Below are 11406 nucleotides of genomic sequence, written 5' to 3'. Positions count from 1 at the left end.
GGCCTGCCGGTGCACGCCCCGGCCGCCGACTACCTGGCCCGGCGGCGGGAGTTGGGCGCGGCCGAGGCCACCGCGCGGCTGCTGGCGGCGGCCGGGCTGGACACCTGCCTGGTGGACACCGGGCTGAGCACCGCCGCGGGCCACGAACTGCTGCCGCTGGCCGAACTCGCCGAGGCCACCGGCGCGTCGGTGCGCGAGGTGGTCCGGTTGGAGTCGGTCGCCGAGACGGTGGCCTCCGGTGCCGGGGACTGGCCGCGGGCCGTCGCGCAGGCGCTCGGGGAGGCCGCCGCCGGGGCCGTCGCGGTCAAGTCGGTGCTCGCCTACCGGCACGGCCTGGCCGCCCCCGCCGAACGCCCCGCCGCCGCGGCCGTGGTGGCCGCGGCCGGCGCCCACCTGCGCGCCGGGCGGGGCCGGCTGACCGACCCGGTGCTGTTGCACCACCTGCTCTGGACGGCCGTGGACGTCTGCGCCGAGCTCGGCCTGCCGCTCCAACTCCACACTGGCTTCGGCGATCCGGACCTCACCCTGCACCGGGCCGACCCGTCGCTGCTGACGGACTTCGTGCGGGCCGCCGAGCCCAGCGGCGTCCCGCTGGTGCTGCTGCACTGCTACCCGTACCACCGGCAGGCCGCGTGGCTGGCCCAGGCCTTCCCGACGGTGTACGCCGATCTCGGGCTGACCGCCTCCTACACCGGGCCGCGGGTGGCCGCGGTGCTGGGCGAGATGCTGGAGTTGGCCCCGTTCGGCAAATTGCTGTTCTCCACCGACGCCTACGGGCTGCCCGAACTCTATCTGGTGGGCACCTGTCAGTTCCGGTACGGACTGAGCGGCTTGCTCGCCGGCTGGCAGGCCGACGGCGCCTGCTCCCCGGCCGACGCCGAGCGGGTGGCGCGGTTGCTCGGGGCCGACAACGCGCGCCGGTTGTACGCGTTGTAGGAGTGCGATCGGTGCTGGTGGCCGGTCCCGTGACAGGTGCGGACGAACGTCGGCGAACCATCACTTTTTAACACTCTGGATCTCTGTTTCCTTGTTGATCCCGGGTGCCCCTGGACCCTGTTCCTGATCTCGATGTGACGATTGGATGTCTACCTCTTGCGCTTATAACCAAATATTCATTAGCGTCCCGGTCATTCCCAAGCGCGCCTGCCGATGGCAGCTGCCGCCTGACGAGCCGGGAGGCCAACCCTCATGCGTGTTCCTCGGATCAGCCGTACCCGGTACGCGGCGGTGGGCGTCGTGCTCGCCACCGCCGGCGCCCTCGCGCTGCCGGCCGGCACCGCCGTCGCGGCCCCCGCGGCCGACTCGACGACCGGTCCGCTGCTGAGCTACGTCGTCAACACCAAGGCCAACCACGGCCAGGTGCAGAAGGTCGAGAAGGCCATCACCGGCCTCGGCGGCACCGTCGTCCAGTCCTACGAGCAGGTCGGCGTCATCGTCGCCCGCTCGAACGACACCAAGTTCGCCGAGAAGCTGCGCCTGGCCAAGGGCGTGGACTCGGTCGGCGCCAGCCGCACCAAGGGCATCCAGGCCTCCGACCAGGGCAAGGCCGAGGTCGCCACCGACACGGCCGCCGCGGCCGCCGCCCCGGGCGAGGACCCGGACGAGGCCTACCAGTGGGACATGCGCCAGATCGGTGCCGACAAGGCGCACAAGATCTCGCTCGGCAGCCGCAACGTCACCGTCGGCGTGCTGGACTCCGGCATCGACGCCACCCACGAGGACCTCGCCGCCAACGTGGACGCCGCGCAGTCGGTCTCCTGCATCGACGGCAAGACGAACACCGACTGGAAGGCCTGGCAGCCGACCACCAGCGACCACGGCACCCACGTGGCCGGCACCATCGCCGCCGCCAAGAACGGCAAGGGCATCGTCGGTGTCGCGCCGAACGTGAAGCTGGCCGCCGTCAAGGTCGTCGACGACGGCGGGTTCATCTACCCGGAGAACGCGGTCTGCGGCTTCGTCTGGGCCGGCGAGCACGGCTTCAAGGTGACGAACAACAGCTACTACGTCGACCCGTGGATGTTCAACTGCAAGACGGACAAGGACCAGGCCGCGATCTCCGACGCCGTCCGCAAGGCCGTCGCCTTCTCGCAGCGCAAGGGCGTCCTCAACGTCGCCGCCGCGGGCAACGAGAACCTCGACCTGGCGCACAAGACCGTCGACGTGGCCAGCCCGGACGACACCACCAAGACCACCCGCCCGATCACCAACGACTGCCTGTCGCTGCCGACCGAGCTGCCCGGCGTGGTCGCCGTCTCCGCGGTCGGCTCCGACGGCGTCAAGGCGTACTACTCCAGCTACGGCAAGGGCGTCGTCTCCGTCACCGCGCCGGGTGGCGACCGCCGCTTCCAGTTCCCGAACACCCCGGACAAGGACGGCCGCATCCGCTCCACCATCCCCGGTGGCAAGTACGGCTACATGCAGGGCACCTCGATGGCCACCCCGCACGTCGCCGGTGTGGCCGCGCTGCTCGCCAGCACCTTCCCGTGGGCCAGCCCGGACGAGCTGACCGAGCTGCTGACCACCCACGCCGAGTCCGTCCCGTGCCCGACCGGCGAGTTCAACCCGGGCGGTGCCGGCACCTGGAAGGCCACCTGCGAGGGCGGCGCGGACGACAACGGCTTCTACGGCGCGGGCCTGGTCAACGCCGAGAAGGCGGTCCAGTGGTGGCGCTGACGCGCTGACCGCGGACACCTCTGAACGGTAGAGCCGGGGAGCGGGACCACGGGGTCCCGCTCCCCGGCCGCGTTCCGGCACCGGCCGGCCGGCTCGTCGGGTCGGGGAAGCTAGTCCTCGTCGAAGTGGTGCTCCCAGACCGTCTCCACCGACGGCTTGCCGTGCAGGTCCGGCACCTCCCGCAACCAGGCCGGCCGCCCCGCCCTGGTCCGGGCCGCCCGCCGCCGCTCCGCCTCGCGCAGCTGCTCGGGCGTGGCGAAGCCCTCCGGCAGCCACTCCTCGGAGAGCACCACCCGGGCGGCCAGGTGCGTGACGTAGGCGTGCCGGACGGCGTCCACCGAGTCGAAGCCGGGCTCGTCGGCCAGCCACTCGTCCGGGACCAGCGCCGCCACCTCCTCCAGCAGCGGCACGGTGACCAGCGGCCCGAGCTCCTCGTCGGCCAGCCGGACGTCCGGGGCCGAGCCGCCGAGCGCGTGCGCGCTGAGGTCGTACCGCTTGCCGACCGCCGCCTCGGCCCCCGCCCAGCGGTGGTGGAAGATCAGCGCGGCGCCGTTGTCGATCAGCCAGAGCCGCCCGTGCCAGACCACCAGGTTGGGGTTGTGCACGGTGCGGTCGACGTTGCCGGTCAGGGCGTCCAGCCAGACCACCCGGCCGGCCTCGGCGGAGTCCACCGCGATCATCCCCGGCCGGAAGTCCCGCGCGCCGGGCAGCAGGTCCATCCCGAGGTTGAGCCCCGCGCTGGCCTTGAGCATCGACTGGATCTCGGCGTCCGGCTCGTCCGCGGCGACGGCCGGGTCGAAGTCCACCAGCCGCAGCTCCGGCACCCGCAGGCCCAGCCGCCGGGCCAGCTCGCCGACGATCACCTCGGCGATCAGCGCCTTGCGGCCCTGCGCGGCCCCGGTGAACTTGACGACGTACGTTCCCAGGTCGTCGGTCTCCACCACACCGGGGACGGAACCGCCGGCCCGCAGCGGGTCGACGTAGCGCACAGCAGTCACCAGATCGAGCACACCGGCCACCCTATCCCGGCGCGTCGCGGGCGTGAGCCTGTGATTGGCTTGCCGGGAAGAGCGGTTCCCACCGGACGAGGAGAGCAAGGTCATGGGACAGGTGCAGGCCACCACCGAGCGGGTCTACGACGCCGCCCCCGAGCGGGTGTACGAGGCGCTGGCCGACTACCAGGTGACCCGCCCGAAGCTGCTGCCCGCGCAGTACAGCGAGTACGAGGTGCGGGTCGGCGGCACCGGCGCCGGCACCCAGGTGCACTGGAAGCTCCAGGCCACCGAGAAGCGGGTGCGCGACTGCCTGTTCACCGTCTCCGCGCCCGAGCCGGACCAGCTGGTGGAGAAGGACGCCAACTCCAGCATGGTGATCACCTGGACGGTCTCGGCCGTCGGCGAGGGCCGCTCCAAGGTCACCGTGACCGCCACCTGGCAGGGCGCGACCGGCATCGGCGGCTTCTTCGAGCGCACCTTCGCCCCGAAGGGCCTGAACCGGATCCACGACCAGGTGCTGGCCAACCTCGCCGCCGAGGTCCGCTGAGCCCTGCCGGAGGTCCGCCGGGTCCTTCCGACGGTCCGCCGGGGTCGCCGAGGCCCCGCCGGGTCCGCCGGGTCCGCCGACCGCGTGATCCGCCGGGCCGCGCGGCCCGCGAGGCCCCGCCGGACCCGCGCGGTCGGCACGCGCGGATCCGGCAAAGCGATCGAATCGCTTGGACATCCGAGCGGTTCGGTCGCCCGTACGAGCCGAAAGCCGTCCGGGTGGCCGAACCGCCACCTGCGGGTGACGAGGGCCGCCCGGCACGGGGGAGCCACCCTAGGCTCGCCGCCGTGCATATGACGATCCTTCACATTTCCCAACCGGTGGACGGCGGGGTCGCCCGCGTCGTCGCCGATCTGGTCCGGGGCCAGCGGGAGGCCGGCCACCGCGTGCTGGTCGCCTGTCCGCGCGGCGGGCGGCTGGCCGGGGAGGCCGCCGCGGTGGGCGCGCTGGTCCAGGACTGGCCCGCCCGGCGCTCGCCCGGCCCGGGCACCCTCGCCGAGGCCTGGCGGCTGCGCCGGATCGTCCGGGCGGCCGCGCCCGACGTGGTCCACCTGCACAGCGCCAAGGCCGGGCTGGCCGGGCGGCTCGCGGTGCGCGGCACGGTGCCGACCGTCTTCCAGCCGCACGCCTGGTCCTTCGCCGCCGTGGACGGCGCGCTGGCCGCCGCGACCCTGCGCTGGGAGCGCTTCGCGACCCGCTGGGCGCACCGGCTGCTGTGCGTCAGCGTCCAGGAGCGGGCCGACGGCGTGGCGGCCGGGGTGCACGCCGACTGGGCGGTGGTGCCCAACGGCGTGGACGTGCGCCACTACGCGCCCGCCGACCGCCGCGCCGCCCGGATCGCGCTCGGCCTGGACCTGGACGCCCCGCTCGCGGTGTGCGTCGGGCGGCTGTGCCGGCAGAAGGGCCAGGACGTGCTGCTGGCCGCCTGGCCGGAGGTGCTGCGCCGGGTGCCGCGGGCCCGGCTGGCGCTGGTCGGCGGCGGGCCGGAGGAGCAGCGGGTGGCCGAGCTGGTCCGGGCGACCGCCGAGCCCGCCCGGGTCCGACTGGTCGGGGACGTGCCGGACCCGCGCCCGTGGCTGGCGGCGGCCGACCTGGTGGTGCTGCCCTCGCGCTGGGAGGGGATGGCGCTGGCCCCGCTGGAGGCGATGGCGGCCGCCCGTCCGGTGCTGCTGACCGACGTGCCCGGGGCCCGGGAGTGCCTGCCGCCGGCCGAGCTCGCGCACGCGGTGGTCCCGCCCGAGGACGCGGGGGCCCTCGCCACCCGTATGGGGGACGCGCTGTCGGATCCGATCGAATGCGAGCGACGCGGTGCCCGCCTGCGCGAGCACGTGGTCGGACGGCACGACGTGCGCACCGTGGTCGAACAGGTGGACGTCCTCTACCGCCACCTGCTGGGCGCCGGGCCGGCGTCGGGGCGGCGCCGGCCCCGTGTCCCAGAGCGGATCTGATCGTTTCACATGCCGTGAATGCCCGCCGCTTCCGGCGTTGTCGTATTCGCACCCTCGACCGGATACGGAGGCGAGGCGTCAAATCCGAAATAACTATTAATGGGCGGCTGGAATGAAACGGCAAGTCAACTTCCGGCCTGTACGGCCCGGTTCTGTATTGTCGGATTTTGCCTGCTTCGTTCAGATTTCCTGCCGGGAATTCACGGCTGAGCCCCTCGCGATCGATTCCTTCGTGACCGGTCCCTTCGCGATCGGCCCCGCCGCCGGGCCGACGAGAGCCGCCAGCGGCAGCAGGCGCTGTCAGGACCGCGCCCACCGGGCCGGGACGGCCGCCCCGCGCCAGCCGGTGCCGGGGAGCCGTCACCCCGGGCACACAGCAGGGGAGATCGTGCGCTGATGACCATTGACCACGACAGTGTGCCGCGATCGGGCAGGCCCCTGTCCGGCCCCCGCCGGCCCGGCACCGGGCTGCTCGACCGGCCGGCGGGCGCGGCACACCCCCGGGCGGTGCCGCCGTCGCACCGGCCCCGTGGGACGGCCCGCTCCCGGCTGGCCCTGTCGCTCACCCTGGTCCAGGCCGACGTCATCGCGCTGTGCTCCGCCGGCGGCATCGCCAACCGCGTCGTCGACCCCGCCGCCCCGCTCGACCCGCTGCTCGGCGTCCCCGCCGTCCTGCCCCTGCTGCTCATGCTCAACCTGGCCGGCGGCCTCTACCGCTCCCGGCTCACCCTGTCCGTCCTGGACGAACTGCCCGTCCTGGCCTCCCGCGCGGTGGTCGCCACCGCCTTCGCCGTCACCCTGTCCGGCTGCCTCGGCGAGCACTGGCCCGACTGCGGCCCGGCCGGCCCGGCCCGGCTCACCGTCCTGCTCGGCGCCCAGCTGCTGATCGCCTGCGCCGCCCGCGCCGTCCTCTACCACCTGGTCCGGCGCAGCCGCCGCAGCCGCCCCAGCCCCGTCCTGGTGCTCGGCGCCGGCCGGCTCGGCCGCCGGGTCGCCGCCGCCCTGCGCGAGCACGGCGAGTACGGGATGCGCCCGGTCGGCTTCCTGGACGCCGACCCGCCGCTGCTGCCCGGCGACACCGACCTGCCCGTGCTCGGCGGCCGCGAGGCGCTGGAGCGCGAGGTGCGCCGGCACGGCGTCCAGCACGTGATCGCCACGGCCGGCGCCGCCGACGAGGCCGAGACCGCCGCCACCCTGCGCGAGGCCGCCCGGCTCGGCTGCCAGGTCTGGCTGGTGCCCGCGCTGCGCGAGTACGGCTCGCTGCCCGCCACCCCGCTCACCGGCGGCGACCACCTGTGGGGGTACCCCTGTCTGCGGGTCGGCCGCCCCGCGATGCGCCGTCCCGGCTGGGCCGCCAAGCGCGCCCTGGACATCGCCGCCGCCGCCTTCGGCCTGCTGCTGCTCGCCCCCGTCCTGGCGCTCTGCGCCCTCGCCGTCCGCTTCGACACCGGCCCCGGCGTGCTCTTCCGCCAGCAGCGCACCGGCCTGAACGGCCGGGTCTTCACCGTCCTCAAGTTCCGCACCCTGCGCCCGAGCAACGAGCACGAGTCCGCCACCCGCTGGAACATCTCCCAGGACCACCGGATGGGCACCGTCGGCCGCCTGCTGCGCAAGAGCTCGCTGGACGAGCTGCCGCAGCTGTGGAACGTCCTGCGCGGCGACATGAGCCTGGTCGGCCCGCGCCCCGAACGGCCGTACTTCGTCATGCGGTTCGGCCAGGCCTACCCCGAGTACGCCGACCGCCACCGGGTCCCGGTCGGCCTCACCGGCCTGGCCCAGGTCAACGGCCTGCGCGGGGACACCTCGATCGAGGACCGGGCCCGCTTCGACAACCGCTACATCGAGAGCTGGAGCCTCTGGCAGGACGTCAAGATCCTGTGCCGCACCGCGGTCCTGATGCTCCACCCGGACGGGAGTTGACCCCGCGTGGCCCTGACCCTCCCCGCCTTCCCCCGCCCCGCCTTACGGAGGGCCCTGCCCGCGCTCGCGGAGCGCACCAGCCCGCTGGCCGCCGCCACCGTCCTGCTGGTCTGCGTGCCCACCGGGGAGAAGGACGTCGCCGCCGCCGTCCACGTCACCGCCGCGGACCTCGCCTCGCTGGCCCTGGTCGGCCTCACCGCGCTCAACCTGCTGCGCGGGCGGCTGCCCGCGATCAGCCGCACCACCTGCGCGCTGTTCGGCGGGATCGTGCTCGCCGCCGCCGTCGCCACCATCGGCTCGACCGACCCGGCCGCCAGCGTCACCGGCTTCGTCCGGCTCACCCAGGTGTTCGTCCTGGTCCCCGCCGCGGTGCTCTGCTCGCTGCGCGACCGCACCGACCAGCGCCTGGTCCTCGGCTCCTTCGTGCTCGCCGCGCTGATCCAGGGCGTGGTCGGCGCGAAGCAGTACCTCACCCACACCGGCGCCTCCTACACCGGCGAGCCGATCCGGGCCGTCGGCACCTTCGGCGCGCTCGACATCATGGCGATGTCCAGCGTGGTCAGCTACGGGCTGCTCGCCGCCCTCGCGCTGGCCCTCGGCGAGCGCCGCCCCGGCGGCAACGCCGCGCTGCGCCGCGCGATGTTCGCCGCCGCCGCCTTCCTGGCCTTCCCACTGGCCGTCTCCTTCAGCCGCGGCAGCTGGATCGCCACCGGCCTCGCCGCCGTGGTGCTGCTGCTGCGCGCCGACGCCCGGCTGCTGGTGCGCGGCGCCGTCCTCGGCCTGGCCGCCGCGGTCGTCCTGGTCGGCGGCCTCGGCCTCGGCGGCTCCGGCGTCACCAAGCGGCTCAGCTCGATCGGCTCCGTCTCGGCCGCCCCCGACCAGTCCGTCTCCGACCGGTACGACCTGTGGTCCACCGCCGGACGGATCTGGCAGGACCACCCGGTGCAGGGCGCCGGGCCCAAGGCCTTCCAGCAACTGCGCGACAGCCACGCCCCGTTGCGGCTGTCCTCCGGCAGCGACGCCGCTGACGCCACCATCGGCTTCCAGCGCGAACCGCTGCTCTCCCCGCACAACATGTACTTCCTGGTGCTCAGCGAGCAGGGCCTGATCGGCATCACCGCCTACGCCGCGCTCTTCCTCGCCCTGCTGCTCGGCTGCCTGCGCCACCGCCAGGGCCCCGGGCTCGCCGCACTCGCCCTGCTCACCTGGGTGCTGGTCGACTTCCTGTACGCCGACATCGGCGGCACCACCACCGTGCTGACCTCCGTCGTCCTCGGCCTCGCCGCCCGCGCGGCCGCCCACCGACCCGGACCCCCCGCCACCGAGCCGGTGGCCACCGGAGCGGCCCGGTGACCACCGACCGGCCGGCCGCGGTCGCCTCCTCCCTCCCGGCCCCCCGCAGCGCCCCCGGCGGGGACCGGGACACCGATCCCCGGCCGGCCCCCCGGCGCGGCTTCCTCGCCAGGGCCTTCGGCATCACCGCCCTGCTCAGCGCCGCCGGCTCCGGCCTCGGCCTGCTGCGCGACCTCCTGCTGGCCCGCTACTTCGGCGCCAACCAGGGCACCGACGCCTTCCTGGTCGCCTGGACCGTCCCCGAGACCGCCGCGCCGCTGCTGATCGAGGACGCCATGTCCTTCCTCATGGTGCCCGCCTTCGCCCTCGCCCTGGTGCTGCGCGAGGAGGACCCGGACGCCCCCGACCCGGTCCGCCAGCTGGTCCGCGCCACCCTGCCCTGGCTGCTGGTCGCGCTCAGCGGCCTCGCCCTGGCCGTCGCCCTGGGCGCCCCCGAACTGGTCGACCTGCTCGCCCCCGGCCTTCCCGACCCCGCCCTGGCCGTCACCTGCACCCGGATCACCGCGATCACCGTGCTGCCCTTCGGGCTGGTCGGCTACCTCGCCGCCGCGCTGCGCGCCCACCACCGCTTCACCGCCCCGGCCGGCATCTACGTCGCGTACAACCTCGGCATCCTCGCCGTCCTGCTCTGCCTCCACTGCTACCTCGGCGTGCGCTCCGCCGCCCTCGGCGTCGCGGCCGGCAGCCTGCTGATGGCCGGCCTGCTGGTCGGCCCGTTCCTGCGCCGGCTGCGCCAGGGCCCGTCCGCCACCCGCCGCGGCCGGCGCTCGCGCCGGGCCCTGGTGCTGATGCCGCTCGCCCTGCTGCCGGTGGCCGCCTTCACGCTCACCCGCCAGTCCCAGGTCTTCGTCGAGCGCTACCTCGGCTCGGCCCTGCCGCCCGGCACCATCTCGCACCTCAACTACGCCGCCAAGGTCTCCCAGCTCGCCATGACGGCGGGCATCCTGATCTGCACCGTCACCTTCCCGCTGGTCGCCCGGGCGCTCGCCGCCGGGGACCTCACCGCCGCCCGCGACCGGGTGGAGAAGGACCTCGGCCAGGCGGCGGCCGTCGTCCTGTTCGGCACCGCCTTCCTGATGGCCTGCGCCCCCTCGGTGGTCGCGCTGCTCTTCGAACGCGGCGCCTTCGGCCCGCACGACACCGCCGCCACCGCCGACGTCATCCGGGTGTACAGCTTCGGGCTGCCCGCCCAGGCGCTCATCGGCGTGATGATCCGTCCGTACTTCTCGCTGCGCCCGGTGGTCCGCCGGGCCGACGACCCGGGCACCGAGGACGGCCGCCGCCGGCTGCTGGACTGGTACCCGGCCGCCGCGATGGTGCTCGGCCTCGGCGTCACCGTCGCCACCGGCCTGCTCGCCACCCCCCGCTTCGGCGCCCTGGGGCTGGCCGCCGGCAACGCGGCCGGCATCACCACCGCCGCCGCCCTGCTGCTGCGCGGCCTGGTGCTGCGCGGCATCCCGCTGCGGCTGCGCCGGGTGCTCGGCGGCCACGGCCGGCTGGTGGCCGCCGCCACCGGGGCCACCGTGTTCGGCGCCGCCGTCGCCGGACTGGCCGCCGACCCCCTGCTCTCGACCCTCCTCGGAGGCCTCGCCGTGGCGCTGGCCTTCGCGGCCCTCGGCACCGGGCTCGGCGCCCGCGAGGTACGCGGCCCGGTCCTCGCCGTCGCCCGGGCGCTGGGGCCCGTCCGGAACCCGCCAACCGTCGCCGAAGAAGGGAAGCGTCCCGATGGACAATGAACGGGGAACCGTCCGTTCGGCCCAGGCGAGCGTCAGCGACGCACCGCCGCACCGGGCCCGGCTGCCCAGGAGCCGCCGCCCGGCCGGTGAACCGCCGGTCCCCGGCTCCGCCTCGCCGTGGATCCTGATGTACCACTCGGTGGCGGTCGAGAAGGAGGACCCGTACCGGCTCACCGTCAGCCCCGAGCGGTTCGCCGAGCAGATCGCCTGGCTGCACCGGCGCGGTCGGCGCGGCGTCTCGGTCCGCGAGCTGATGGCGGCCCGAGCCCTCGGCCGGGACGCCGGACTGGTCGGCCTCACCTTCGACGACGGCTACGCCGACTTCGCCCGGTACGCGGTGCCGATCCTCCAGGCGTACGGCTTCACCGCCACCGCGTACGTGGTCGCCGACCTGCTCGGCCGGGACAACGGCTGGGACGCCGAGGGCCCGCGCAAGAAGCTGCTCACCGCCCGGGAGGTCACCGAACTCGCCGCCGCCGGCTGGGAGATCGGCTCGCACGGCCTCGGCCACCGGGCACTGCCCGGCCTGCCGGCCGAGGCCCTCGCCGTCCAGGCCCGGGAGAGCCGGCGCCTGCTGGAGGAGGCCGTCGGCGGCCCGGTCACCGGCTTCTGCTACCCGTACGGCGCCGTCGACCTGCCCGCCGCCCCGCGTACGCATCCGCCATGCGTCGAGCCTACGAACCCCCGGCCCGAACCGCCCGCCGAGCACCCCCGACAGAACCCCCGGTGCC

General features: G+C 74.9%; 9 protein-coding genes. 8 read left to right on the top strand and 1 reads right to left on the bottom strand.

Annotated features, from left to right (window positions below):
* Positions 1-936 (top strand): amidohydrolase family protein (locus tag ABZW03_RS27880; RefSeq protein ID WP_355263881.1); only part of this gene is annotated, 936 nt, incomplete at its 5' end.
* A 252-nt stretch (positions 937-1188) separates the two neighbouring features.
* Entirely contained in the window at positions 1189-2676 is a 1488-nt protein-coding gene (locus tag ABZW03_RS27875) for a S8 family serine peptidase (RefSeq protein WP_355263878.1), read from the top strand.
* Between the two features lie 110 nt (positions 2677-2786).
* Here the strand turns inward: ABZW03_RS27875 and ABZW03_RS27870 are convergent, their stop codons facing one another.
* Positions 2787-3686, bottom strand: a complete 900-nt coding sequence (locus ABZW03_RS27870; protein ID WP_355263875.1) for a HipA family kinase — start codon at positions 3684-3686, stop codon at positions 2787-2789.
* A gap of 91 nt (positions 3687-3777) precedes the next feature.
* On the opposite strand from ABZW03_RS27870, the gene ABZW03_RS27865 reads away from it, so the two are divergent.
* The 6 genes from ABZW03_RS27865 to ABZW03_RS27840 all read left to right on the top strand — a co-directional run.
* A complete protein-coding gene (locus ABZW03_RS27865; protein ID WP_355263872.1) occupies positions 3778-4218 on the top strand; it encodes an SRPBCC family protein in 441 nt (146 codons plus the stop codon).
* Between the two features lie 293 nt (positions 4219-4511).
* The gene (locus ABZW03_RS27860; RefSeq protein ID WP_355263869.1) at positions 4512-5666 is read left to right on the top strand and encodes a glycosyltransferase; all 1155 of its coding nucleotides are present in this window, start codon (positions 4512-4514) and stop codon (positions 5664-5666) included.
* A gap of 396 nt (positions 5667-6062) precedes the next feature.
* Entirely contained in the window at positions 6063-7586 is a 1524-nt protein-coding gene (locus tag ABZW03_RS27855) for a sugar transferase (RefSeq protein WP_355263866.1), read from the top strand.
* 6 nt (positions 7587-7592) lie between these two features.
* Positions 7593-8939 carry an O-antigen ligase family protein gene (locus ABZW03_RS27850; protein ID WP_355263863.1) on the top strand — a complete coding sequence of 449 codons (1347 nt, stop codon included), beginning with the start codon at positions 7593-7595 and terminating at the stop codon, positions 8937-8939.
* Complete coding sequence (locus ABZW03_RS27845) at positions 8936-10675, top strand: lipid II flippase MurJ (protein ID WP_355263860.1); 1740 nt, start codon at positions 8936-8938, stop codon at positions 10673-10675. The genes ABZW03_RS27850 and ABZW03_RS27845 overlap by 4 nt, the downstream gene beginning before the upstream one ends.
* The coding region (locus ABZW03_RS27840) for a polysaccharide deacetylase family protein (protein WP_355263858.1) at positions 10665-11406 on the top strand (742 nt) is incomplete at its 3' end. The genes ABZW03_RS27845 and ABZW03_RS27840, both read left to right, overlap by 11 nt.

It is taken from the genome of Kitasatospora sp. NPDC004799, assembly GCF_040609095.1.
Lineage (GTDB): Bacteria > Actinomycetota > Actinomycetes > Streptomycetales > Streptomycetaceae > Kitasatospora.
Note: the sequence above shows the minus strand (reverse complement) of the source record. Positions and strands in the feature narration are given on the sequence as shown.

Bases quoted from the DNA above. Each gene is read 5' to 3' on its own strand.
- ABZW03_RS27860 (WP_355263869.1), top strand. From the start codon at position 4,512: ATGACGATCCTTCACATTTCCCAACCGGTGGACGGCGGGGTCGCCCGC.
- ABZW03_RS27875 (WP_355263878.1), top strand. From the start codon at position 1,189: ATGCGTGTTCCTCGGATCAGCCGTACCCGGTACGCGGCGGTGGGCGTC.
- ABZW03_RS27855 (WP_355263866.1), top strand. From the start codon at position 6,063: ATGACCATTGACCACGACAGTGTGCCGCGATCGGGCAGGCCCCTGTCC.
- ABZW03_RS27865 (WP_355263872.1), top strand. From the start codon at position 3,778: ATGGGACAGGTGCAGGCCACCACCGAGCGGGTCTACGACGCCGCCCCC.